Origin of the sequence: Candidatus Tenderia electrophaga, from assembly GCA_001447805.1 — a bacterium.
In the GTDB taxonomy this organism is placed as follows: Bacteria; Pseudomonadota; Gammaproteobacteria; order Tenderiales; family Tenderiaceae; genus Tenderia; species Tenderia electrophaga.
Map to the genome: position 1 here is coordinate 3,032,221 of CP013099.1, position 25,535 is coordinate 3,057,755.

Annotated in this window: 23 protein-coding genes; 15 read left to right on the forward strand and 8 right to left on the reverse strand. The window is 56.6% G+C overall.

Features of this window, described 5'->3' with window-relative positions; all coding sequences use genetic code 11:
• Positions 1-2: 2 nt before the first annotated feature.
• The 3 genes from Tel_13815 to Tel_13825 form a co-directional block, all read right to left on the reverse strand.
• Complete coding sequence (locus Tel_13815; GenBank protein ALP54123.1) at positions 3-1,181, reverse strand: phosphoglycerate kinase; 1,179 nt, start codon at positions 1,179-1,181, stop codon at positions 3-5.
• A 169-nt stretch (positions 1,182-1,350) separates the two neighbouring features.
• Positions 1,351-2,358, reverse strand: a complete 1,008-nt coding sequence (locus Tel_13820; protein ALP54124.1) for a glyceraldehyde-3-phosphate dehydrogenase — start codon at positions 2,356-2,358, stop codon at positions 1,351-1,353.
• Between the two features lie 79 nt (positions 2,359-2,437).
• The gene (locus tag Tel_13825; GenBank protein ID ALP54125.1) at positions 2,438-4,432 is read right to left on the reverse strand and encodes a transketolase; all 1,995 of its coding nucleotides are present in this window, start codon (positions 4,430-4,432) and stop codon (positions 2,438-2,440) included.
• 469 nt (positions 4,433-4,901) lie between these two features.
• On the opposite strand from Tel_13825, the gene Tel_13830 reads away from it, so the two are divergent.
• The 5 genes from Tel_13830 to Tel_13850 all read left to right on the forward strand — a co-directional run bounded on the left by Tel_13830 (position 4,902) and on the right by Tel_13850 (position 12,578).
• Positions 4,902-6,062, forward strand: a complete 1,161-nt coding sequence (locus Tel_13830) for an S-adenosylmethionine synthetase (protein ID ALP54126.1) — start codon at positions 4,902-4,904, stop codon at positions 6,060-6,062.
• Positions 6,063-6,243: 181 nt separating this feature from the next.
• Entirely contained in the window at positions 6,244-7,653 is a 1,410-nt protein-coding gene (locus Tel_13835) for an adenosylhomocysteinase (GenBank protein ALP54127.1), read from the forward strand.
• 169 nt (positions 7,654-7,822) lie between these two features.
• Complete coding sequence (locus Tel_13840) at positions 7,823-8,668, forward strand: 5,10-methylenetetrahydrofolate reductase (protein ID ALP54128.1); 846 nt, start codon at positions 7,823-7,825, stop codon at positions 8,666-8,668.
• Positions 8,669-8,918: 250 nt separating this feature from the next.
• Positions 8,919-10,664, forward strand: a complete 1,746-nt coding sequence (locus tag Tel_13845; GenBank protein ID ALP54129.1) for a multidrug ABC transporter ATP-binding protein — start codon at positions 8,919-8,921, stop codon at positions 10,662-10,664.
• A gap of 174 nt (positions 10,665-10,838) precedes the next feature.
• On the forward strand, positions 10,839-12,578 hold the full coding sequence (locus Tel_13850; protein ALP54130.1) for a hypothetical protein: 1,740 nt from the start codon (positions 10,839-10,841) through the stop codon (positions 12,576-12,578).
• A 325-nt stretch (positions 12,579-12,903) separates the two neighbouring features.
• Here the strand turns inward: Tel_13850 and Tel_13855 are convergent, their stop codons facing one another.
• The gene (locus Tel_13855; GenBank protein ALP54131.1) at positions 12,904-13,245 is read right to left on the reverse strand and encodes a hypothetical protein; all 342 of its coding nucleotides are present in this window, start codon (positions 13,243-13,245) and stop codon (positions 12,904-12,906) included.
• 349 nt (positions 13,246-13,594) lie between these two features.
• Between Tel_13855 and Tel_13860 the strand changes: the two genes are divergently transcribed.
• The 4 genes from Tel_13860 to Tel_13875 all read left to right on the forward strand — a co-directional run bounded on the left by Tel_13860 (position 13,595) and on the right by Tel_13875 (position 17,476).
• A complete protein-coding gene (locus Tel_13860; GenBank protein ALP54132.1) occupies positions 13,595-15,679 on the forward strand; it encodes a hypothetical protein in 2,085 nt (694 codons plus the stop codon).
• 65 nt (positions 15,680-15,744) lie between these two features.
• The gene (locus tag Tel_13865; protein ALP54133.1) at positions 15,745-16,446 is read left to right on the forward strand and encodes a hypothetical protein; all 702 of its coding nucleotides are present in this window, start codon (positions 15,745-15,747) and stop codon (positions 16,444-16,446) included.
• A gap of 13 nt (positions 16,447-16,459) precedes the next feature.
• Positions 16,460-17,197, forward strand: a complete 738-nt coding sequence (locus Tel_13870; protein ID ALP54134.1) for a hypothetical protein — start codon at positions 16,460-16,462, stop codon at positions 17,195-17,197.
• A gap of 42 nt (positions 17,198-17,239) precedes the next feature.
• A complete protein-coding gene (locus tag Tel_13875) occupies positions 17,240-17,476 on the forward strand; it encodes a hypothetical protein (protein ID ALP54135.1) in 237 nt (78 codons plus the stop codon).
• Here the strand turns inward: Tel_13875 and Tel_13880 are convergent.
• The gene (locus Tel_13880) at positions 17,451-18,326 is read right to left on the reverse strand and encodes a transposase (protein ALP54136.1); all 876 of its coding nucleotides are present in this window, start codon (positions 18,324-18,326) and stop codon (positions 17,451-17,453) included. The two genes, Tel_13875 and Tel_13880, sit on opposite strands and share 26 nt — an antisense overlap.
• The gene (locus Tel_13885; GenBank protein ALP54882.1) at positions 18,323-18,616 is read right to left on the reverse strand and encodes a transposase; all 294 of its coding nucleotides are present in this window, start codon (positions 18,614-18,616) and stop codon (positions 18,323-18,325) included. Before Tel_13885 ends, Tel_13880 begins: the two co-directional genes overlap by 4 nt.
• Before the next feature lie 592 nt (positions 18,617-19,208).
• Here Tel_13885 and Tel_13890 point away from each other — a divergent pair.
• The 3 genes from Tel_13890 (at position 19,209) to Tel_13900 (ending at position 21,757) form a co-directional block, all read left to right on the forward strand.
• Positions 19,209-20,735 carry a transposase gene (locus Tel_13890; GenBank protein ID ALP54137.1) on the forward strand — a complete coding sequence of 509 codons (1,527 nt, stop codon included), beginning with the start codon at positions 19,209-19,211 and terminating at the stop codon, positions 20,733-20,735.
• 453 nt (positions 20,736-21,188) lie between these two features.
• Positions 21,189-21,461, forward strand: coding sequence for an antitoxin (locus Tel_13895; GenBank protein ALP54138.1), 273 nt, complete (start codon positions 21,189-21,191; stop codon positions 21,459-21,461).
• On the forward strand, positions 21,458-21,757 hold the full coding sequence (locus Tel_13900) for an addiction module toxin RelE (protein ALP54139.1): 300 nt from the start codon (positions 21,458-21,460) through the stop codon (positions 21,755-21,757). The genes Tel_13895 and Tel_13900 overlap by 4 nt, the downstream gene beginning before the upstream one ends.
• Before the next feature lie 96 nt (positions 21,758-21,853).
• On the opposite strand, the gene Tel_13905 is transcribed toward Tel_13900, so the two are convergent.
• Positions 21,854-22,255, reverse strand: a complete 402-nt coding sequence (locus tag Tel_13905; protein ALP54140.1) for a twitching motility protein PilT — start codon at positions 22,253-22,255, stop codon at positions 21,854-21,856.
• Complete coding sequence (locus Tel_13910) at positions 22,255-22,446, reverse strand: transcription regulator of the Arc/MetJ class (protein ALP54141.1); 192 nt, start codon at positions 22,444-22,446, stop codon at positions 22,255-22,257. Before Tel_13910 ends, Tel_13905 begins: the two co-directional genes overlap by 1 nt.
• A gap of 482 nt (positions 22,447-22,928) precedes the next feature.
• Between Tel_13910 and Tel_13915 the strand changes: the two genes are divergently transcribed.
• The 3 genes from Tel_13915 (at position 22,929) to Tel_13925 (ending at position 25,341) form a co-directional block, all read left to right on the forward strand.
• The gene (locus Tel_13915) at positions 22,929-23,315 is read left to right on the forward strand and encodes a hypothetical protein (protein ID ALP54883.1); all 387 of its coding nucleotides are present in this window, start codon (positions 22,929-22,931) and stop codon (positions 23,313-23,315) included.
• Between the two features lie 361 nt (positions 23,316-23,676).
• On the forward strand, positions 23,677-24,456 hold the full coding sequence (locus Tel_13920) for an isomerase (GenBank protein ID ALP54142.1): 780 nt from the start codon (positions 23,677-23,679) through the stop codon (positions 24,454-24,456).
• 306 nt (positions 24,457-24,762) lie between these two features.
• Positions 24,763-25,341: a hypothetical protein gene (locus Tel_13925; GenBank protein ALP54143.1), complete on the forward strand. Its 579-nt coding sequence runs from the start codon at positions 24,763-24,765 to the stop codon at positions 25,339-25,341.
• Positions 25,342-25,535: the final 194 nt, after the last annotated feature.

Here is a 25,535-nt window from a genome sequence, read left to right on the forward strand (position 1 = left end):
TTCTAGTTGGCGGCACGCTCTTCCAAAATGGCCACAGCCGGCAGGGTCTTGCCTTCCAGGAATTCGAGGAAGGCGCCGCCGCCGGTGGAAATGTAGGATACTTTATCAGCAATATCGTACTTATCAACCGCGGCCAGGGTATCACCGCCACCGGCGATTGAGAAGGCAGCGGACTCGGCGATCGCCAGTGACAAGGCCTTGGTGCCTTCGCCGAATTGATCGAACTCAAACACGCCTACCGGGCCGTTCCAAACGATGGTGCCGGCGTCCTTGAGGATCTCGGCCAGTTGCTTTGAGGTCTCGGGACCGATGTCGAAGATCATGTCATCGTCAGACACTTCAGTCACCGCTTTGAGTGTCGCTTGCGCGGTTTCAGAGAATTCCTTGCCGCAGACCACGTCCGTAGGGACCGGGATCTCGGCGCCGCGGGACGTGGCATCCGCCGTCAACCTGTCACAGGTGTCAACCAGATCGGCTTCGTACAATGATTTACCGACGTTATAGCCCGCCGCCGCGATGAAGGTATTGGCGATGCCGCCGCCGACGATCAACTGGTCGACCTTCTTGGAGAGAGATTCCAACACGGTCAGCTTGGTGGACACCTTGGAACCGCCGACAATCGCGACCATGGGACGTTTGGGATTGTCCAGCGCCTTGCCCAATGCATCCAGCTCATCGGCCAGCAGGGGACCGGCGCAAGCGGTGGGGGCGTACTTGGCCACGCCGTGGGTGGAACCCTGGGCGCGATGCGCGGTACCGAAGGCGTCCATCACGAAGACATCGCAGAGTGCGGCATATTTCTTGGCCAGCGCATCGTCATTTTTCTTCTCGCCCACATTGAAGCGAACGTTTTCCAGGATGGCCACTTCGCCGTCACCCAGCTCGACGCCGTCCAGATAATCCTTGATCAACTTTACCGGCTTGCCCAGCAGATTGCTCATATGCTCGGCCACCGGCGCCAGAGAAAACTCATCGCTGTACTCGCCTTCGGTGGGGCGCCCCAGGTGAGACATGATCATCACCGCGCCACCCGCAGCCAAGGCCTTTTCGATGGTCGGCAGGGAGGCGCGGATACGCTTGTCTGAAGAGACCTTGCCGTTCTTCACCGGCACGTTGAGGTCCTGGCGAATCAATACACGCTTACCTGCCAGTTCCAGATCAGTCATCTTGATTACGGACATTGGGTTTATCTCCTGATGTGTTTCGAAAAAATTTGCTCAAGGCGGTCCTTCAGCAAATTACTCCGCAATTCAGCACAAAGAGAAAAGAGCAAAAAAACAAGAGGCGGACGTACGCCCGCCACCTTGTTTTTCATTACTCTTTACATCTTTACTTTATATCTCTGCAGTTTTAGTTATTCGCCACGTGACGAACAAAACGCATCATATTGCAGGTGTAACCGTACTCGTTGTCGTACCAGGCGACCAGTTTGACGAAACTGCCATCCAAGGCGATACCGGCGCCGGCATCGAAGATGGATGAATAGCTGACACCGCGGAAGTCGGTGGATACCACCTTCTCTTCGGTGTACGCCAGGGTCTCGCTGATGGCGCCACCGTTCTCGGCGGCGTCTTTGACGGCAGCGCAGATGTCTTCATAAGAAGCGTCTTTGTTCAACTCAACGGTCAGGTCGACCACGGACACGTCGGAGGTCGGCACGCGAAAGGCCATGCCGGTCAGCTTGCCGTTCAGATCGGGCAGCACCTTACCCACGGCCTTGGCGGCCCCGGTGGAAGACGGAATGATGTTCTCCAGGATGCCGCGGCCGCCGCGCCAGTCTTTCATGGAAGGACCGTCGACAGTCTTCTGTGTGGCGGTCGCCGCATGCACCGTAGTCATCAGGCCGCGCTTGATGCCGAACTTGTCGTGAATGACCTTGGCCAGGGGTGCCAGGCAATTGGTGGTACAGGAAGCGGCGGAGACAATGGCCTGTCCCGCGTAGTCGGCTTCATTGACGCCGTAGACGAACATCGGAGTGGCGTCTTTGGATGGTGCGGACTGAACCACCTTCTTAGCACCGGCATCGATGTGCTTCTGACAGGTTTCTTCGGTCAGGAAGAAACCGGTGCATTCCAACACCACGTCCACACCCACTTCGTCCCATTTCAGGTTGGCGGGATCACGTTCGGCGGTCAGACGGATCTTGTTGCCGTTGACGATCAGGGCACCGTTGTCGACGGATACTTCGCCGTCGAAACGACCGTGCACGGAATCATGCTTGAGCATGTAGGCCAGATAGTCAGGCTCCAGCAGGTCATTGATCGCGACCACTTCCATATCCTGGAATTCCTTTGCAATCGCGCGAAAAGCCATACGACCGATACGACCGAAACCGTTAATACCGATTTTAATTGCCATTGTGTATATCTCCCTCAGAGTAAAAAGAAAGCTTTGACCCGCCCGTAAGCACTGCCGGGCGGGTTAATAATCGTTATGTTTAGAGCACGCTCTCAACAGTCTTGACGACGTTCTCTACGGTAAAGCCGAACTCCTTGAACAGCTGGCCTGCAGGCGCCGACTCACCGAAACGGTTCAAGCCGACCACCTTGCCGTTCAAACCGACGTACTTGTACCAACCGTCGGTCACACCGGCCTCCACCGCGACGCGGGCGGTGACGGATGACGGAATCACGGATTCGCGATAGGACTCGTCCTGCGCTTCGAAGACATCGACTGCGGGCATGGAAACGACCCGGACCTTCTTGCCCTTGCCGGACAACTCTTCAGCCGCACCGGTGGCGAGGGCGACTTCGGAACCGGTGGCGATGATGATGGCGTCCGGGGTACCGTCGCAATCCTTCAGCACATAACCGCCCTTGGCGATGGCAGCGATCTGCTCGTCGTTGCGCGATTGATGGGCCAGGCCCTGGCGCGAGAAGATCAGCGAGGTCGGACCGTCTCTCTTCTCGATGGCCGCTTTCCAGGCCACGGCGGTCTCTACTGCATCACAGGGACGCCAGACTGTCATATTGGGAATCATACGCAGGGTGGCGGTCTGCTCCACCGGCTGGTGGGTGGGGCCGTCTTCGCCCAGACCGATGGAGTCGTGGGTATAGACGAAGATGGAACCCTGCTTCATCAGGGCCGCCATGCGCAGGGCGTTACGGGCATATTCAGAGAACATCAAGAAGGTGCCGCCGAAGGCGATGAAACCGCCGTGCAGAACGATACCGTTGAGGATGGCCGACATGCCGAACTCACGCACACCGTAGGACAGATAGTTGCCGTCGGTGACCGTGTTGGTGATGGCTTTGGCGTCGGGCCAGTTGGTCAGATTCGACGGGGTCAGGTCGGCGGAACCGCCCAGGAACTCAGGCAGGACCGCGGCATAGGCGGTGATGGCACCCTGAGACGCCTTACGGGTGGCCGGGCTCTCAGCCTTTTCATTGACCGCGGCGATGTACTCGGCGGTCACCTGTTCCCAGTTGGCGGGCAACTCACCGGCGGTGCGGCGCTCGAACTCCGCCGCCAGGTCCGGATGGGCGGCCTTATAGGCGGCGAACTTTTCGTTCCAGGCCGCTTCGGCGGCGGCGCCCTTTTCTTTCGCGTCCCAACCGGCGTAGATCTCGTCGGGCACTTCGAAGGTGCCGTGGGGCCAGCCCAGGTTTTCACGCGTGGCGGCGATTTCATCGTCGCCCAGCGGGGCGCCGTGGCAGTCGTGGCTGCCGCACAGATTGGGCGAGCCGTAACCGATGACGGTCTTGGTGCAAATCAGACTAGGCTTGTCGTTAACCGACTTGGCCTCGCGGATGGCCGCGGCCACCGCGTCGGCATCGTGGCCGTCCACATCACGCACCACGTGCCAGCCGTAGGCTTCGAAGCGCTTGGGCGTGTCGTCGGTAAACCAGTTGTCCACATGACCGTCGATGGAGATGCCGTTATCGTCCCAGAAGGCCATCAGCTTGCCCAGCCCCAGAGTACCGGCCAAGGCGCAGGACTCGTGGGAGATGCCCTCCATCATGCAGCCGTCGCCCAGAAAGACATAGGTGTAGTGATCGACGATGTGGTGATTATCGCGATTGAATTGACCGGCCAGGGTGCGCTCGGCCAGGGCCATGCCGACGGCATTGCTGATGCCCTGCCCCAAGGGTCCGGTGGTAGTCTCCACGCCGGCGGTGTAACCATACTCGGGGTGACCCGGGGTCTGGGAATGCAGTTGACGGAAGTTTTTCAGCTCTGCCAAGGGTAGGTCATAGCCGGTCAGGTGCAGCAGGGAATAGATCAGCATGGAGCCGTGACCGTTGGACAATACGAAACGGTCGCGGTTGACCCACTGCGGGTTGGTTGGGTTGTGGTGCATGAAGTCGTTCCACAGCACTTCGGCAATATCCGCCATCCCCATGGGGGCGCCAGGGTGACCTGAATTCGCTTTTTGAACTGCGTCCATGCTCAAGGCACGGATGGCATTCGCTAGATCTTTGCGAGAGGGCATAAAACTCTCCTCAACTCTTGTAGGTGAACGGAAAAATAAATAAAAACAATGTGTTACCAATAAAATCGGGGCCGCCTGGACCTTGCCGAGAGCGGGAAAGCGGGCAATTCTAGCACAAAACACTTGCCCCCAACATGGCTTGAATCAAAAACAGGGCTATATACCACAACCTGCGAATGGCTATTGGCTGATTCTTACGCACTTTTGATATTTTTGGGCCACTCCGACGGGTAGGGCAAAAAATTTTATTTTTATAGTTTTTTGTGGGCCGCCGGGCACCCTTTATTCTTATTTATTACTATAGGCGCTATTTTCCCTTACTTCACACCTCCAAGCAAGCCCAAAAACCACCCCAAAACCGGCCCCGGGGTTCACTGGAACGGCCTTTCGCTATAGAATATGCCGTCGGTCCGGGGGGGGTCATCATTAACTCACATATCTTTCATTCAAGTATTTTGGAGCAAATTTAATGTCCAAGAATTATTTATTTACATCTGAATCGGTGTCCGAAGGGCATCCGGATAAGGTCGCCGACCAAATTTCTGACAGTGTCCTGGACGCCATCCTGGATCAAGACACAAAGGCGCGTGTCGCCTGCGAAACCATGATCAACACCGGCATGATTATCCTCTCCGGCGAGATCACTACCTCGGCCTCGGTCGACTTCCAGGACGTGGCCCGCCAAGCCGTCAAGCGCATCGGCTACAACAGCTCCGAGATGGGCTTCGACTGGGAGACCTGCGCTGTATTGGTCGCCATGGACAAGCAGTCCGCCGATATCGCCATGGGTGTGGACGAAGTCAACGACCGCGAACAGGGTGCCGGTGACCAGGGCCTGATGTTCGGTTACGCCACCAACGAAACCGATGTCCTCATGCCCGCGCCCATCACCTACGCCCACCGTCTGGTCCGCCGTCAGGCCGAAGTGCGCAAGAACGGCGCCCTGCCCTGGTTGCGTCCCGACGCCAAGAGCCAGGTGACCTTCCGTTACGAAGACAACAAGCCGGTCGGCATCGACGCGGTGGTTCTGTCTACCCAGCACAATGAAGAGATCAACACCGAGACCCTGCGTGCCGCGGTCATGGACGAGATCATCAAGCCGGTCCTGCCGAGCGAGTGGATCACCTCCGACACCCAGTTCCACATCAATCCCACTGGCCGTTTCGTTATCGGTGGCCCCGTGGGTGACTGTGGTCTGACCGGCCGTAAGATCATCGTCGACACCTACGGCGGCATGGCCCGTCACGGGGGTGGCGCCTTCTCTGGCAAGGATCCGTCCAAGGTGGACCGTTCCGCCGCGTATGCCGGCCGTTACGTCGCCAAGAACATCGTCGCCGCCGGTCTGGCCGAGCGCTGCGAGATCCAGATCTCTTATGCCATCGGCGTGGCCGAGCCGACCTCGATCTCCATCGACACCTTCGGCACCGGCAAGGTTGACGATGTCCGCATCGAAGAATTGGTCCGTGAGCATTTCGACCTGCGCCCCAAGGGCCTGATCGCCATGCTTAATCTGATGCAGCCTATCTACACCGCCACGGCCGCTTACGGTCACTTTGGCCGCGAAGATGTGGAACTCCCCTGGGAGCGTACCGACAAGGCAGCTGCATTGCGTGACGCAGCACGCATCTAAGGACTGCGCAGGCGAGGGACGGTGTTCCGGCCTGCACCTGTAACAACTATCTCTTACCGCCTTTATTAACAGGCGGCCCTCTTTTCGAGGAGCGTTGCGACAGCTATCCCAGCGGATATCTGCCAGGCTCGAAGAGAGGCTTCATTAACAACGGCGCTCGGTTAAATTTGGAGGACTATCCATGTCTGAATTTACCGATTATAAAGTTGCCGACATCTCACTGGCCGATTGGGGCCGCAAGGAAATGAATATCGCCGAGACCGAAATGCCCGGTCTGATGGCGCTGCGTGAGAAATACGGCAAGGAAAAACCGCTCAAGGGCGCGCGCATCATGGGCAGCCTGCACATGACCATCCAGACTGCAGTACTCATCGAAACCCTGGTGGAATTGGGTGCCGAGGTACGCTGGGTATCGTGCAACATCTTCTCCACCCAGGACCATGCCGCAGCCGCTATTGCAGCCCAAAACATCCCGGTCTTCGCCTGGAAGGGCGAAACCCTGGAAGAGTATTGGTGGTGTACCGAGCAGGCCTTCAAATGGCCCAATGGTCAGACCGCGAATATGATCCTGGACGACGGCGGCGACGCCACCCTGCTGGTGCACAAGGGTGTCGAATGTGAAAAGAACGGTGCCGTGCCCTCGCCCAACACCACGGACAACGAAGAGCTGAAATGTGTCTACGGCGTGCTGGCCCGGGTCATGGAAGAAGATCCCAAGTTCTGGACCAAGCAGGCGGAAAGCATCAAGGGTGTCACCGAAGAAACCACCACCGGTGTCCATCGCCTGTATGACATGATGAAGAAGGGCGAGCTGCTGTTCCCCGGCATGAACGTCAACGACTCGGTCACCAAGTCCAAGTTCGACAACCTCTACGGCTGCCGTGAGTCGCTGGTTGACGCCATCAAGCGTGCCACCGACGTCATGATCGCCGGCAAGATCGCCGTGGTCTGTGGTTACGGCGACGTTGGTAAGGGTTCCGCTCAGTCACTGCGCGGTCTGGCTGCCACTGTTTGGGTCACCGAGATCGATCCCATCTGCGCCCTGCAGGCGGCAATGGAAGGCTTCCGCGTGGTCACCATGGAAGAAGCCGCTCCTGTCGCCGACATCTTTGTCACCACCACCGGTAACAAAGACATCATCACCCACGATCACATGGTCAAGATGAAGAACCAGGCCATCGTTTGTAATATCGGTCACTTCGATAACGAAATCGATATCGCCGGTATGAAGAAGTACGAGTGGGAAAACATCAAGCCGCAGGTCGACCACATCATCCTGCCCAACGGCAACCGCATCATCATGTTGGCCGAAGGCCGCCTGGTGAACCTGGGCTGTGGTACCGGTCATCCCAGCTTTGTCATGTCCAACTCCTTCACCAACCAGGTGTTGGCACAGATGGAGTTTTTCAACAAGAAAGAGGATGAGTATCCGATCGGCGTCTACATCCTGCCGAAGCAACTGGACGAAGAGGTCGCCCGTCTGCATCTGGGCAGGGTCGATGCGCATCTGACCAAGCTGAGCCAGGATCAGGCCGACTACATCGGTGTTGCCGTGGAAGGTCCTTACAAGTCCGACCATTATCGCTACTAAAAAGCAGAGCGAAGAGGAAAGCGCACAGGGAAGTCACTTTCCTGTCTCTTTCCTCGGCTTTCCCACGGTGAGTTGATTCACTCCATGTAACAACAACTGAGGAAACAGGAAAGATGATGGAACTCGAGAGTCTTTTCTCTTTACTCTGTCATCTTTCCTCTGCTTTTATATGAATACACAGTCAAAATTTCCCAAACAATTCAGTTGCGAGTTTTTCCCGCCCAAGTCGGAAAAGGGCGCCGATAAACTCCACAACACGCTTGAGGCGCTGGCCAAACTCGAACCGGCCTATTTCTCTGTGACCTTTGGTGCCGGGGGCAGTACCCAAGAGGGCACCTTCGACACCGTCAAAGAGATCCAGGAAAAGGGGTACGAAGCGGCGCCCCATTTGTCCTGTATCGGCGGCACCCGCGACAGTATCCGGGCCCTGCTGGACAAGTACATGAGCATCGGCGTCAAGCGCATCGTGGCGCTGCGCGGCGATCTCCCTTCCGGCATGCGCGACCGTGGCGATTTCCGCTACGCCAACGAGCTGGTTGAGTTCATCCGCGCAGAGACCGGCGACCAGCTCAAGCTGGAAGTCGCGGCCTATCCCGAGATCCATCCCCAGGCCCCCAATGCCAAGAAGGATGTCAGAAATTTCGTGCGCAAAGTGAAGGCCGGCGCCAATGCCGCCATCACCCAGTACTTCTACAACGTCGACGCCTACTTCTATTTTGTCGACGAGTGCGAAAAGCAGGACGTGGATATTCCCATCATTCCCGGCATCATGCCCATCATCAATTATAGCCAGTTGACCCGCTTCTCCGACATGTGCGGGGCCGAGATCCCGCGCTGGATCCGCAAACGCCTGGAGAGCTTCGGCGATGACAAGGCCTCGATTCTGGCCTTCGGTGAAGAGGTGGTCACCGATCTCTGCCGCAAACTGCTGGACGGCGGCGCGCCTGGCCTGCACTTCTACACCATGAACCAGACCGCGCCCACCGAGAAACTGTGGCGCAATCTGGACCTGTAAGCCACGACTCAAGTACAGCCATTGAAAAGCCACCCTCGGGTGGCTTTTTTTATTTGCCCGCAAACAAACGCGAGTGAACGCTGCTAAAGTTAGCCACGAGGATGTAGCGCCGTAAATTGATAAGCGCATTCTGGGCACCCGCTTGGTGGCTCAGCAAGGCCGGACCTGTTGGGATGCGCTGCGCTTACCCCAACCGACCCTGTTTCTTGCATTATCATAGCGCCATGATTGCTCTGCTTCCGAGGCCTGCATGACAGTCCTGTTCAAATTGGGCTGGTTCTTCCGCCGTTATTGGCGCCATTACGTTTCGGCCTTCACCGCCCTGCTGGCCATCGCCGGGCTGATCATGGTACCGCCCTGGATCACCGGCCGCCTGGTGGACGCCATCGCCCAGCAGCGCCTGACGCTGACCCTGTTGCTGCAGTACCTGGGCCTGTTGTTGGCCCTGGGCATTGTGGTGTACGGGCTGCGCATCGTGTGGCGCGCCAAGCTCTACGGCGCCTCGTATTACCTGGCCGCCCTGTTGCGCCGTCGCATCTACGATCATCTCACCCTGATGGCGCCGCAGTTCTTTCAGCAGCACCGCACCGGTGACCTGATGGCCCGCGCCACCAACGACGTCACGGCGGTGGAGATGACCGCCGGAGAGGCGGTGCTGGCCCTGGTGGATGGGGTGCTCACCGGCCTGGTGGTGCTGGCGGTGATGATGCTGGTGGTGAGCTGGAAGCTGACCCTGTTGGCCCTGTTGCCCTGGCCCGTGATGGGCTATTTCATGTGGCGCTTCGGCCACCAGATGCACAGCGCCTTCAGCGAGGCGCAGCACCAGTTCAGCCGACTCAACGACCACACCCAGGAGAGCCTCTCCGGTATCCGTCTAATCAAGGCCTACGGTCGCGAGTCCCACACCCTCGCCGACTACGCCCGGGTCACCGCCGCGGTGAGCCGCGCCAATCTGGCCGTGGCCAGGATCGACGCCAAGTATGAGCCGGTCATCTTCGTCACCGTGGGCAGTTCCTTTCTGTTGGCCGTGGGCGGCGGCGCCTGGTGGATACATCAGGGCCAGCTCAGTGTGGGCGAACTCACCGCCTTCACCATGTATCTGGGCTATTTGATCTGGCCCATGTTCGCCTATGGCTGGACCCTGAACCTGCTGGAGCGCGGTGCCGCCGCCCATGCCCGCATCGAGGAACTGCTGCAGACCGCGCCACAAATCGAAGATAACGGCACCCTGGGCCCGCCCGGCTCCACCGCCCTGGACGTGGCCATCCGCCGCTTCGCCTATCCCGGCACCCCGGCGCCGGCGCTGCACAACGTGCATTTCAGCATCGCGCCCGGCGCCAGCCTGGGCATCGTCGGTCATACCGGCAGCGGCAAGACCACCTTGATCCATCTGTTGCTGCGTCTCTATGCGGACGAACAGGCCAAGATCCATCTGGACGGCCAGCCCCTGGCCGACTACCGCCTCGCGGCGCTGCGCCGGCAGTTCGGCCTGGTGCCCCAGGACCCGTTTCTGTTTTCCCTCAGCATCGCCGAGAACATCGCCCTGGGCCGACCCGAGGCCAGCCTGGAGCAGATCCGCGCCGCCGCCCGACAGGCCTGCATCGACGCGGATATCCAGGCCCTGCCGCAAGGCTATCAGACCCCGGTGGGCGAGCGCGGCATCACCCTGTCGGGGGGACAACGCCAGCGTATCGCCATCGCCCGGGCGCTGTTGCTGGATCCGCCCATCCTGATCCTGGACGATGCCCTCTCCGCCGTGGACGTACAGACCGAGGCGCGCATCCTGCGCCACTTGAGACAGACGCGTAAAGGGCGCAGCAACATCATCGTCTGCCATCGCCTATCGGCAGTGGTGGCGGCGGATGAGATCATCGTGCTGCGCCACGGTGAGATCGACGCGCGCGGCCGCCATGCCGAATTACTGACTCAGGATGGGTGGTATGCGCAGATGTATCGGTATCAACAGATTGAGTGGGCGATTGATAATGAACAGTAGAAAAGATGGGCGCTTGACTCTACCCCTGCAAATCCCCCCCGCCCCCTCTTTTACAAAGGGGGGTGACTGGATTGGAGCGACGGCACCATGCCGTTGCGCGCCCGCTTTAATCACCCCCCTTTGTAAAAGGGGGGCCAGGGGGGATTTCAACTCGGCGCACCCGTCACCGTGAGCATGAAGGAGCCCACCTTCCGCCGCCTGCTGCGCTACGCCCTGGCCGACCGTGGTCTGCTGCGCCAGGCCCTGATCCTGCTGCTCATCGCCACCGCCGCCGATGTCGCCGGCCCCTTGCTGATCAAGGTATTCCTGGATGATTTCGTGCTGCCGGGCCACTGGCCGCTCAATGCCATGCTGGGCCTGGGCGGGGCCTATGTGGTGGCGATGATCGTGGCCGCCGCCAGCCATTACCTACAGGCGCTGCGCTTCAATCTCATCGCCCAGCAGGCGGTGCAGACCCTGCGCCAAGAGGTCTTCGCCAAGGTAGTGCACATGCCGCTGGGCTTTTTCGATCGCAGCGCCACCGGCGCCCTGATTTCGCGCATCACCAATGACACCGAGTCCATCAAGGAACTCTATGTCAACGTGGTGAGCACCTTCATCCAGAACCTGGTACGCGTGCTGGGCATCCTGGTGGCCATGGCCCTGCTGGACTGGCACTTGATGCTCATCTGCCTGCTGTTCATCCCGCTGGTGGCAGGCCTGATGGTTCTCTACCAGCGCCTGAGCGCGCCCCTGTTCCATCGCGCCCGCGCCCTGCTCAGCGACATCAATGCCCGGCTGCATGAATCCATCCAGGGAATGAGAGTGATCCAGCGGACCCATCAGACGCCGCGCTTCCGCCGCGATTTCGGTGCCCTGGCGGACGCCCATTATCAAGCCCGTCTGCGCAACATCAAGCTGGATGCTTACATCCTGCGCCCGCTGGTGGATCTGATCCAGACCCTGATCCTCATCGGTCTGTTGTTCAGCTTCGGCTATCGCGCCCTGGATACGCCCCTGGAGATCGGCGTCATCTATGCCTTTGTCGCCTACCTGGGGCGCTTCGCCGAACCGCTGATCGAAATCACCCAACGACTCGCCCTGTATCAACAGGCCCTCGTCGCCGGCGAGCGGGTGTTCGAGTTATTGGATCAGCGACAGCCCATAGCGACGCGGCGGGAGCAGGCCCATATCCACGCCGGCAAGGTGGAATTGGATGACTTGCGTTTCAGCTACGACGGTGACCACGAGGTGATCAAGGGCGTCTCGCTCACCGTCCCGCCCGGCCGTTTCTGCGCCATCGTGGGACACACCGGCAGCGGCAAGAGCACCCTCGCCCAACTGCTGTTGCGCTTCTACACGCCCCAGCACGGCATCATCCGCATCGACGATCAAGCGCTGGAAGACTTCAGCGAGACGGAACTGCGCCATCAGGTCGGCATCGTGCAGCAGGACCCCTATCTGTTCAACGCCAGCCTGCGGGACAACATCACCCTGGGGCGCGACATCGACCCGGCGCAGCTGTTGTGGGCCGCCAAGCAGAGCGGCCTACACGCCCACGTGCAGGGCCTGGCCGAGGGCTATGACACCCTGATGGATGCGCGCGGCGCCAAGCTCTCCACCGGTCAGCGTCAGCTGCTGGCCCTCACCCGCGCCCTGGTGGCCCAGCCCCGGGTATTGATCCTGGACGAGGCCACCGCCAACATCGACAGTCACAGCGAGGCCCAGATCCAGCGCGCCCTGCTGCAGCTGCACGGCCAGGTCACCCTGTTGGTGATCGCCCATCGCCTCTCCACCATCGAGCGCGCGGACCAGATCCTGGTCATGCACCAAGGCGAAGTGGCACAGCGTGGCAGCCATGGCGAGCTGCTGCGCCAGCCCGGCATCTACCGCCAGCTCTATCACATGCAGACCTTGGGAATAGAGGACGAATAGGCCACCCCTGTCCTGCCCAACAACCCTCGTTGAATGCCCACGCCCGACCATCCCAAGGCCGGTGAGATCGCGATCAGTGCCGAATAAGCGTTTGACAGCCATCCACCCGCTGCCTAGTATTTGGTGGCACGTTTTGTATAAACGTAATACCAGGAGCATGCCCATGTATTGTGACAGTACCTATCAACGCAAGCACCGCACAGCCGCGAATGGCACCACGCCGGCGCCACGGTATGGCCTTGATTGCATGTGCGATTGCAAGTTCGTCCGCCGCCTGACGCAGGCCGCGGCGACCGCCGACGCGCCAAATCATCCACCGTACCTGTCAAGGCCGCAACCGATGGACCCATGGACTTAATGGTGATCCCCACAAACCTGCACCACAAAGGAGACGGCAATGTCCCAAGATGACCATAAGCATGAGCACGAACATCAACACAGTCATGAACACCGTCATACGCATACCCATGAACATGTTCATGGTGACGAGAAACACAGCCACGAGCACAGCCATCAACATAGCCATGATCACGGACACAGTCACAGCCATGCCCATCGCCATGGTGGTGACGCGGAGACCCATGACCACAGCCACAGCGCCGAGGAGAACCACGGGTCCCATGAACACACCCACAGCGGCCACGAAAAGGAGTCCCACGACGATCATCAACACTGAGTGTTGATATCAAGCGGGCGGGCAAAACGCGCCTCTGCCCGGCCGCCTCCCCGTTCCCTCATCAACCACCCTGACAACTAGGCACCCGTCTCCCCGTCCGGAACCGGACGGGGTTTTTTGACTTTATTCAACGCGAACGCCTAACGGCGGAGGGCGTACGTAAATCCGTACGTAAATCCGTACGTAAATCATGGTGGCACGTTTTTTATAATCGTGTTATTTTTCGATTCTGATTCTGGTAGCACGTTTATTATTTTTGTAACACCACTCTGACGTCCCATAAGCGACAACGCGCAGCAACAACTCAACCACAAAAGAAAACCCAACCAGGGAGCCTCCAATGAGAATAGAGTATCGTCCGTTTTCGTGCCCGCCGCGCCGCACCGGCGGCCACGCATTCCACCGGGTCAGACCCGCAGCGGCGCCCATTCTGGCCTGCGCCCTCGGCCTGCTGTTGCCGTATACCGGCGCCGCTGCCGCCGACGGCGTCCGCCTGGGTGAAATCACGGTCAAAGGGGAGGCCCTGGATCCCAGCCAGGGCGCCTTCACCGTCAACGTCATCGAGGGTGACGCCATCCGCGACCAACATCTGCAACAACCCCTGCGCCTCATCGAGCAGGTCCCCGGGGTGGATCTGGGCGCCTATCGCCAGGGCGGTGTCGCCGATGTCTTTACCATCCGCGGCTTCACCGGCGCCGGCCACGGCAGTGACGCCGGCATCAGCCTTGACGGCATCACCCTGAACCAGGGTGAGTCCCATGCCGACGGCTATGCCGATACCAACATCATGATCCCCCTCGAGCTGCAGCGCCTGAACGTCTACAAAGGCCCGGTATCGGCGCTCTACGGCAACTTCGCCCGCGGCGGGGTGCTGGAGTTCATCACCCGTAAGGGCGGCGAATACCAGGAGGCGGACATCTCCTTCGGCGCCTTCGACACCTTCGACGCCCAAGCGGCCGCCGGCGGCGCCTTCGGTCCCGTCGCCACCAACTTCGCCGTGCAGGCCTATGACAGCGAGGGCTGGCGCGACAATTCCCGCTACACCAAGGCCAACGCCGCCGGACGTCTGTCTTATGACCTGTCCGAGCGTGCCGAAATCGCCCTCTCCCTGCGCGGCCACGCCGGCCAATGGGAAGCCCCCGGCTATATCCCCGAGGACCAATTCAACGACGAGGACCGCCGCGATCAGCAATCAGTGAACGCCGAGGACGACGGCGGCGAAAAACGCTTTTTCGCCCAACGCATCGATTACAACCATCTGATCAACGAACAGATGAAACTGCTGGTATTCGCCTACGGCACCCAGAACGATTTCACCCGTTTCGCCAAATTCGGTTACGACCCCGGCGGCCAGACCGAGCGCTTTTACAACCGCGACGTGCTGGCCATCGGCGCCAGCCTCAATGGCGCCCATCGTCTGGGCGAGGCCCCCATGAACTGGGTGGCGGGCGTCGAGTATTACGATGAAGAGACCGATTGGAAGCGTTGGAACACCTCCAATCGGGTGCGCACCGCGCAAACCCAGGAGCGCATGTTCACCATCGATACCCTCTCCCTGTATGGCCAGGCCGACTGGGAAATCAGTCCGGCGCTGCGCCCCATGGCCGGGCTGCGCTACGACAGCTTCTCGGGCAGCTACGACAACCGCGACCCGGGCGGCACCCCCTTCAGCCGTGACATGAACGACTACGACCATATCAGCCCCAAGCTGGGTCTGCGTTCCCGGGTGGCCGAGGGCATCGAGCTGCGCGGCAGTGTCGCCAACGGCTTTGGCCTGCCCAATGGCGAGGCCAAGTACGATCCCACCCTGGACGTGGACGCCATCGAGTATTGGCAATACGAAATCGGCGCCACCCTCACCGCCAGCCCGGATTTCTACGTCGATGCGGCCTACTTCATCCTCAACAGCTCCGACGAGATCCTCGAAGACCCCGTCGGCTCCGGCAACTTCCGCAACGTAGGCGAGACCCGGCGCAGCGGTCTGGAGGCGGAGTTCCGTTATTTCACCCCGGTGGAATATCTCGAACTGTCCCTGATTACCTCGCTCTTCGACAGCGAGATCGAGAGCAATCCGAATGCCGCCCTGGTGGGCAAGGAAGTGGTCGGACTGCCCGACAATATCACCACCCTCAGCCTCGACTACAACCCGGCCAGCGGCTGGGGCGGGCGGCTGAGCTGGCGCCAGGTGGGCGAGTACGCCCTCACCGACGACAACAGCCAAAGCTATGAAGGCTACGACCTGGTCAACGCCAGCCTGTTCTACAAGGCCCGTTTCGAGCGCGGCCGCAGCCTGCGCTGGTATCTGGACCTCTACAACCTCACCGACGAAGACTATGCCGAGGCGGTGTTTTTCGGCTCCGGCACCCGGAACTACGCCCCGGCACCGCCGACCCATCTCACTGTTGGTGTAGCACTGAAATACTAACGACCCAGCTGCCCGGCATCCGGCTGCTTCGGTCGTCGAGCACTCAACTTAAAAGGAAAACCAATATGAACAAACATTCCGTATTATTGCTGACCGCCGGCATCGCCATGACCACCAGCATCCAGGCCCACGACGTGTGGCTGGAAGGCGAAAGAGGAAATCTGCGAGTGGTCTACGGCCACGTAGGCGAACTGCAGGCCTACGACCCGGATAAGGTTAAGGCCGTGCGCGCCTACAACGACTCGGGCAAAGACGTAGACATCCGCGCCGAGACCAATGACCATAGCATGCGGGTCAAACCCGCCGGCGAGGCCGGCATGATCACCGTCGAATACGACAACGGCTACTGGACCAAGATCGACGCCACCACCTGGGAAAATCAGTCCAAGCGCCGCTTCGACAACTATCTGGATGCCTCCCACTCGTTGAAATACAACAAGAACCTGCTCAGCTGGAGCAATGAGTACAAACAACCCACCGGGCTCAGCTTTGAAATCGTGCCCCTGGAAAACCCCCTGGCGGTGCGCGCCGGCGATAAGGTCACCCTGCAGGTGTATTACCAGGGCAAGCCCTTGGCCGACGCCGGGGTCGAGGTGCACGGCTTTGACGACAGCTTCAAGACCGATGCCCAGGGTAAGGTGGAGGTGCCCCTCAATGCCAAGCACGACCTGCAGCACATCGCCGCCTATTATCGCTATGATGTGCCGGGCCACCTGGACGCCGACGAGGTCTCTCTGACCGCCAATCTGGTATTCCACACCCGCTAGCCGCGCCGTGTCGATGGTAGTAGTCAATCAACATCGACTGTTTGCGCTGGGACTGTGCGCCGCCCTCGCCCTGCACGGGGTAGGGGCGGCCGCACTCCTGTATCGTCATTACGAGCCGCCGCAGCCCCTGTTGGCGAGCTCCAGTTTTCAGGTGGTGGCACTGGGGGAAGTAAGCACCGCGCCGCCACCACTGGCACAGCGCCAAGCGCCGCCGGAACCCATTCCCGAGCCGGAACCCATTCCCGAGCCGGAACCCATTCCCGAGCCGGAACCCATTCCCGAGCCGGAACCCATTCCCGAGCCGGAGCCTATTCCCGAGCCGGAACCGGAACCCATCCCCGAGCCAGAGCCCCTGACCGAGCGTGTGGCGCAACAGGCCCCGCCCCCGCCGACCACGGCACCAGCCATGCCGGCCGCACCGGTCAAGGACGCCGTAATGGCCAAGGCTGAGTCCGCCACCACGATACAACGCACGCCGCCGCGCAGTGATGCCGCCTATCTCAACAACGCGGTGCCGGACTATCCCCACTCGGCGCGGCGCCGGCGTCTGGAAGGTTTGGTATTGCTGGAGGTGACGGTGGATCGGCAGGGCTTTCCCGAAATGGTCGAGATCAAGTCCAGTTCCGGCCACAGCATCCTGGACGACGCGGCGCGCGGCACGGTCGAGTCGTGGCGTTTCGTCCCGGCCCAAGAGAACGGACGCAACATCACCGCCAGGGTGGAAGTGCCGATTCGTTTTGCGCTCAATTAGATCAGATGAGAGGTAGTCGCAATGTTGGAGCATGAATCAAGTATGTGGATTTCATGGTGGGGCGAGGCCGACCTGGTGGTACGCGGGGTATTCGTCACTCTGGTGGCCCTGTCCCTGCTGTCCTGGACCGTCATCCTCTACAAGTCCCTGTTATTCGCCAAGCTGGCGCGCCTGGAAGCGGCGGTGAGTCGTCACTTGCGCGACGCGACGGCGCATGCCCTGCCCACGGCCATGTCCATGGTGTTTGTAGTGGTCAAGTGTTTCCGGACACTTTGTTAAGGTCCTTTTCGTAATCCATCGGTGTCTTGTAACCCAGCGTCGAATGCAGGCGCTGAGCATTGTAATACACCGCCACGTATTCCCGGACATCAGCAATCGCTTCCTTCCGGGTCCGGTACAAGCGATCACCGGTCCATTCCCGCTTCAGGCTACTGAAGAAGCGTTCCACCGGGGCATTATCCCAGCAGTTACCCTTGCGACTCATACTGCAAACCATCCCATGTTGTGCCAGCAGCCTCTGATAGGCGCGACTGGCATATTGGCTGCCACGGTCCGAATGATGGATCAGGCCTGGTGGCAGGTTTCTCAGATTGATCGCCATCAGCAAGGCCCGGATCACCAGGGCTTTCTTCATGCACCGATCCATGGCCCAGCCGACCACGCGGCGCGAATACAGGTCGATCACCACCGCCAGGTATACCCAGCCTTCCTGCGTCCACAGATACGTGATATCTGCGCCCCAGGCCTGGTTCGGCCTCGTCGGGTTGAACTGGCGGTTCAGCACATTCTCCGCCACCGGCAGCTGGTGTTTGCTGTCGGTTGTCGCCTTGTATTTGCGCTTCGCTCTAACCTCCAGGCTCAACGCCTTCATCAGGCGGCGCGTCCGGTCACGGCCGATCTCAAAGCCCTCCTCGCGCAGTTTGCGCGCCATCGTTCGACTACCCAAACTGTCCCGGGAGGCCTTGAACAACGCCTTCATGCGCCGCCGCAAGGCCAGTTCCTCGGCCGGAATGACCTGGCCAGGCCGGTCCCGCCAGTCGTAGTAGGCACTGCGCTGCACACCTAGCAGGCGGCACAGATGCAATACCGGCCAACGGCATGCATGGTCCCGGATGAAGGCGTACTTCACTTCATTTCCTTCGCGAAGTACTGGCTGGCTTTTTTTAAAATCTCCTTTTCCATCCGCAGCATGCGGTTCTCCTTCCGCAGCCGATTCAGCTCCTCGCGCTCATCCGCCGACAGCTGCGCACCGCTGGCATCGTCCGAAAATTCCTGCCGCCATCGGCGCAGCAGATTGTCGTTGATCCCCAGACTCCGGGCCGCCTCCGCCACCTTGTAACCCTGTTCGGTCACCAGCGCCACCGCGTCCCGCTTGAAGTCTTCCGTGTATTTCCGTCTTGTCTTCTTCTCTGTTGGCATCATTCACCCCGTTATGGCATTTTACAGCCTTAACTCGGTGTCCGGATGTATCAGACCACATCATAATGCTTGGTCTAAGCAGCGAGTCAAGAGTTCTTATCGTATGTCATTGTGAAAGGGACAATGGCGATACTATTCGAATAATTTCCGCCAGAAGGGCAACTAAGAAAGAACGTAGGTTCTATGAAGGTGATCCATCATGAAAAAAGAATATGATCTTTCAAAAATGAAATCACGCAAAAATCCATATGCCTCAAAATTAAAAAAACCTGTCACGATGAGGCTGAGCGAGGATGTAATCAATTATTTCAAAGAAATGGCTGAAGAGTCAGGTGTGCCATACCAGAGTCTTATTAATTTGTATCTTCGAGATTGTGTGGCTCACCATAGAAAAGTAGACATATCATGGCAAAACAGCCCTAACAAAGCCAATTAACTCGGACATACCTCCGCGGTGCTTCTTTTGTGCTTGAAACACTAGCACAAAAGAAGCACCGCGGAGGTATGCCGGTTATTGGCGGCGTTGAGGCTGTAGAAAAACCCCAAATTTGCTAACATCACTCTATATATAAAAACATCGTCGGGGGGATTGATGGCACGCTTCAAAGACTACAGCTACGAGCAGATGACCATGTTGCCGGTGTCGTTTGATCGACAGATACTTCCCGGCAGTTTCGAATACAATCTCACCTATCTCATTGAAGAGTGCCTGGACCCCTCCATTTTTCACCATCGCTACAAAAACGATGATGGCGGGCGTCCAGCTTATGATCCAGCGATCCTGTTGAAGGTTGTTTTGTTGGCCTATTCAAAAGGGATCACCAGCAGCCGCAAGATCGAGCAGCTGTGCCGCGATAACATTCTATTTATAGCCATATCCGCCAATAGTCAGCCTCACTTCACCACCATCGCCGATTTTATTTCCTCCTCTCATCAAGAAATCGAAAAGCTGTTCCTCCAGGTACTGATGGTCTGTGACCAGGAAGGCCTGATCGGCAAAGACATGTTCGCCATCGATGGCTGCAAGCTGCCCAGCAATGCTAGCAAGGAGTGGAGCGGCACCCAGGCCGATCTTAAGAAAAAGAAGCTCAAAATGGAAAAGGCCGTGCGGCGCATGCTCAGCAAACATCGCGAAGTAGACAAGCATGGTCTCGATGAAACGATCGTCGAGCGGCAAAAACAACAGTGCCGAAAGCTGGCCAAGACCGCCAAAAAGATCCAGGCCTTTCTCGACAGCCACGACGACCGCAAAGGCGTCAGTGGTCGCACCGTACAGAGCAACATCACTGATAATGACAGCGCCAAGATGAAAACCAGTCACGGCGTCATTCAAGGCTACACCGGCGTCGCCACCGTTGACGCCAAGCACCAGGTCATCGTCAGTGCTGAAGCCCACGGTCAAGGTCAGGAGCACAACCTGCTCAAGCCCAGCCTCGAATCGGCCAGTGCCAATCTCAAACTCAACAAGCAGGAGCGTCGCCAGATCAAGATCACCGCCGACAGCGGCTATCACAACCTAAGCGCCTTGCAATACCTGGATCAGGAAAAGCTCGACGGCTACATCGCCGATGTTGGCTTTCGATCACGCGATCCCCGTTTCAAGGACTACGAACGCCACAAGCCCGTCACACGGCTCAAGCCCAAAGAGCGCTTCACCTCAAATGAATTCAAGGTCGATCTCAAGCACAAAACCTGTATCTGTCCCGCCGGCAATGCCATGTGGTTGCAGTGCGAAGAGACAAAAATCGGCAACAGCCTGTTCATGAAATTCCAGGGCTATGAAAATGATTGCCGTCACTGTCATCTTAGAAAACGCTGCCTCAGATCAGAGCAACAAAAGAGCCCGCGCCAGTTTGCCGTAAAGCTAGGCAACACCAAAAAACATCAACAAACCAGTCTCATCGAGAAGATGAAACAAAAGATCGACAGTGCCATGGGACGGCATATCTACAGCCAACGGCTGGGCACTGTTGAACCTGTATTCGGAAATATCACCAGCAGTATAGGATTCAAGCGATTTAGTCTGCGAGGAAAACAGAAGGTCAACGGTCAGTGGCAATTGATTAGCATGATCCACAACATATTTAAAATACACCGATATGCGTGGAATGGGGCATAACGAATGGAATAGGTCTCAAGTATCGGGAAGAATTGATCTGTATTATTTCTCGGTGAGGATTGGATCAAATGGGGAGTAGTAAAATATTAACTGAGGCGAGTGATGGTGGTGAGACTTGTATTTGGGTTTTTCTACAGACTCGTTATATGCTCAGAGGGGAAGAAGCATGATCGAATGGATATGACCGCCCCTTGTCAAGAGCACAAACCCACCCAAAACTGAAAAATACATTTCAGTTTTTAGTTTGCACAAGCCATGTTCCTGCTGCGAACCCGTTAGTGAGTTTTACAGAGTAACTGAAAACAAACATCTATTGAGCATCAGCCCCTGAAGCGCGTAAGCGCTTCAGGGGGGGAGCTTACGGACGCATATTTTCCTTAATAACCATCTTGAAGACCCGATAACAGGTGCTATAATCAGGTCTATTAAAGTCTATTTTAATGAGGTGGCCCCATGCAAACTAAGTTCTCTGAAGACGTCATTCCCCTTACGGATCTGAAGGTTAACCCCGGTAAGGTCGTTAATCATGCCAAAGATACTCGTCGCCCTATATTGCTCACAAGCCGAGGTAGAGGCGTGGCTGTGATGCAAGGTCTTGAAGAATATGAAAAAAATGAAGAAGAGCGAGAGTTTATTAAGGCTGTTGCCGCAGGCCTGATGGAAGTGCGCGAAGGCAAAGAGCTGGAATTGGATGAAGTAAAGAAGAAGCTGGGTATCGATAAGTGAAGATATTTTTTGCTAACGCGGCCTACAGTGATCTAGAGGGAATCAAAGAATATTATGAGGAGGAAGGCATTCCTCATATCGGTAAGCAGTTTATAGCTGCAATTATTGAGCATGTACAAACATTGTTAGAAAACCCCGATATTGGGCGGGTGGTTCCTGAGTTCGGGGACGAGCGAATAAGAGAGCTAATCTATTCCCCTTTTCGTATTGTTTATCTAAGAGGGCAAAATTCAATTCATATCATAAGGGTGTGGCGCAGTGAGCGTTTGCTAAAATTGCCAGAAAATGAAATATAACGAGCGCAATTAACACGGACATACCTCCGCGACGCTTCTTTTGTGCTTGAATAACACAAAAGAAGCACCGGTCCGGCCTGCTTCTCACCGCGGACGTTATGTTTTTATGAGCGCTGATTTAAGTTTCAAGTGTTTTACGAAAGGTAGAAAGTCTCTATCAGAAAAGAGCAAAGGAACTTTGTTCTCAATACAGAATGTAGCAATGATTATGTCATTGGTTTTTCTGATGGTAATACCCTTCTTCTTAAGTAGGCGATAGTTATCAGCACATTTTATAACAATGTCTCGGCCAAGCATTTCGTATTGCTCAAGAACAGAAAGCTTTGAGCGGGCCATTTTATAGTCTCTATCACTCCGAAAGCCTTGAAGAATTTCGAGAAATATAATATCACCAATGGCAACTTCCCCTTGTTCAAGCGCTGCGTCTAGAGCATTGGTTTCGACAGAAAGAGTACCATTGAAATAATCTATCCATACGCTCGTGTCAGCTATAACCACTAGCCGCCCCTCATCTCTTTGAGGTCTCCTTCCCACTTCAACTTGCCCCTAAGCTTCCGAATAGACTGCTGTTTATTCTTTTGAATTAGAAGCTTAAGACCTGCTTCAACAGCCTCTTTCTTGGTTTTGCAGCCTGTAGCCTTCAAAGCATCATTCATCAGTTTGTCGTCAATTACAATATTTGTTCTCATGGCGCACCTGTGTGTATGATAGTATCATCCAATACACATTGTAGCCGGAAAGTAAAAAGCATAACAATCGGATCAAGCGGACAGGCCTCCGCGGCGCTCATTTGTGCGTGAATCGCACAAGTGGACTTCTTGGTTACGCACCTTGAGCATTATTTCGCCGGCATTGGTATGGAATTTCAGTTCGTAACTACCGGCGCGGTATTGACCCGGTCCGGACTGCGTGGGTAGCGCTGGGCGCGTACAGCGTATCTGCCTCGGCTCACGTTAGGATCGCCTCCACGGTGCCTTTGGCCAACTCTCTGACGGGGTCGGGGATCTTGGCCTCGTCAATGCGTCCCGCCCCGGTTTTTTGCTATTGTTGTTCGTGGTGGTGATTCCTCGTTTGTGGTTGTTGAAACGCCGCAATTGCAGCTTAACCACATGAACCACTGCCGTCTCAAATGTGCGAAAAAGTGTTTACGTTATCAATGGAGGACAGCGTTATGCGTATAGCTAAAGATGATGTGCCCGTTCAAATCGATGCGCCCGGTGCGACTGCCAGACAGCAGAGCGATTTTGGCGATGTGTCAAGATACGGAAAGATGGGGGCAGAATACTTCTCTTTTGGTGCAGGAACCGATATCACGGAATTGTTGCACGGGCTTGAGAACGATAGTTGTCAGAGCCCCCATTGGGGATATGTTATAACCGGCGCAATCACGGCCCTGTATACGGATGGTGAAGAAGAAACATCGAGAACCGGAGACCTGTTCTACTGGCCGCCAGGGCACAGCGTTAGGGCAGAGGAGGATACCGATATCGTGATGTTTAGCCCGCAGCACGAGCACGGTGCCGTAATCCAACACATCAAGCGCAAAGTGGGCAGTTAAGCGAGAGATTTGAGGCGTGGGATGTAGAATTGGGTGGGCACAACGGAGGTGGGAGCCTGCTCTCTCGCAAGCAACAAGGATGAACATCCTTGTGACACGTGTGCTGTCGAGTTGATTGGTTCGTAGCGATCACAGCGTCGCTTAACAAGCGGCGGCAGTCAGGCACGGCAAAAGTTGTCATTCAAATTGCGCGCAATTACCTACCTGTTTAACCCTTCCGCCTTGCCGGTGTGAACTGCCCCGGGGTTTTGAGGAGGATCTGAGATCCGAGAGAATGGAGCCATACACAAGACGAACAACTTCACACCTGATGTCCGTGAGCGGGCGGTTCAATTAGGTTTCTCATCACACCTTACCGGATATGAAAATCAAACAATACCAAGTAGATGCCTTTGCAACCCGAGTGTTCGAGGGAAATCCGGCGGCTGTGTGCCCCTTGGAAAACTGGCTGGACGATAACTTGCTTCAAGCCATCGCAGCGGAAAACAATCTGTCAGAAACCGCATTCTTTGTGCGCAGTGCGAAGGGGTATAATCTGAGATGGTTTACCCCGGTCAATGAGGTTGATTTGTGTGGCCATGCCACGTTGGCAGCGGCTCACGTAATTTTTGAATTTCTTAGCTTTACAGAATCAGTCATCACCTTTGAAACGCGTAGCGGCGATCTATTCGTTAAAAAGCAAGGATGTCTCTTGCAACTGGATTTCCCGGCATACAAGTTAACTGCCTGCGAAATTCCAGAAACCCTGGTTCAAGCCCTTGGCGTGCGCCCTATCGAAGTATTGGCCGACGACGACTACCTGGCTGTGTTCGATAGCGAAGCCACCGTTCGCGCCATCACGCCAAACTACGCCTTGCTCAACCAGCTCGATTTGCGCGGTGTTATCGTTACTGCGCCGGGCAATGACGTGGATTTTGTCAGTCGTTTCTTTGCCCCCAAGATCGGCATTCCCGAAGATCCCGTCACCGGTGCCGCCCACTGCACGCTTGCACCGTACTGGGCCGCAAAGCTTGGCAAGAACACGCTGCACGCTACACAGGTCTCTAAGCGAGGTGGTAAGCTCACATGTGAGGTAAAAAAAGACCGCGTGTTGCTTTCCGGAAGCGCCGTAACGTTCATGGAAGCGGATATCGTCTTCTAGACCTAATAGGCACGCTGAGCAAGACTGTCAAGAAACATATTTGTTTTCCCGCCTTCGGCCAGCCCTAACGCGGAACCTTAGACATCAATAAAGCGCCCGTACGCCTTGGAAATCACAAATAACATTGACCTGCGGTATTGCAGTGTGTCATTTAAGTTGACGGAGAATCTTTAACAATGGCGTCGTGAGGTGCGCTGATTTCGCTGCGCTTCATTCACGCACCTCGCGCCAAGTGTTAGGCTTCTTATCTCGGCACAGCACCAAGCATGGTGTGAAAATTGTTTACAAATTTAGAGGAGAATACAGATGTCAATACGCTTTATTGCCATACTTGCAATGCTATTTTTATCTTCAAATGCGTTAGCTCAATGGACGCTGGTGAATGATGAATCAACAGTCAGTTATGTTTCTATAAAAAAGTCAAAAGTGGGGGAAGTGAATTATTTCAAGGAACTCAACGGCACCATAGAGCGAAATGGAAAACTATCTGTGGATATCGATTTAGGCAGTGTTGAGACAAATGTTCCGATACGTAATGAACGCATGAAATCCATGTTTTTTGAAGTTGCCTCATTTCCAAAAGCAAATATCAGCGCCAGCTTGGACCCTGAAACGCTTGCAGGCATGGATATTGGAGAAACATACAAGGACTCAATTACGTTCGATTTGTCTTTGCACGGGGTTTCAAAAGAAAGGGATGCCGATGTGCGCGTTGTTAAATTAGCACAGAACAGAATTCTGGCCATGTCACTGAATCCAATTATTGTAAACGCTGATCAATATAACTTGGCAGAGGGCATTGAGAAATTGCGTGAGGTTGTCAGTCTGCCATCAATAAGCACCGCAGTGCCGGTAACCTTCAGTTTGGTGTTTAAACAACAATAAGCGCTAGTGGTTCAGACTTGACCTGGCAGTGACTGGTGTTTGCCAACGTGACTGTCAGCTCAAGTCGACACCAATTCACTTGAGGTAACATGTGTCGCCCTGGGCAAGTGTTAGGCCCCCGCGTTTCTTTATATCTCCGGAAATGCGTCGAGGACACACAATGGTTAACACAAAAAACATCAACATCGTCCCGG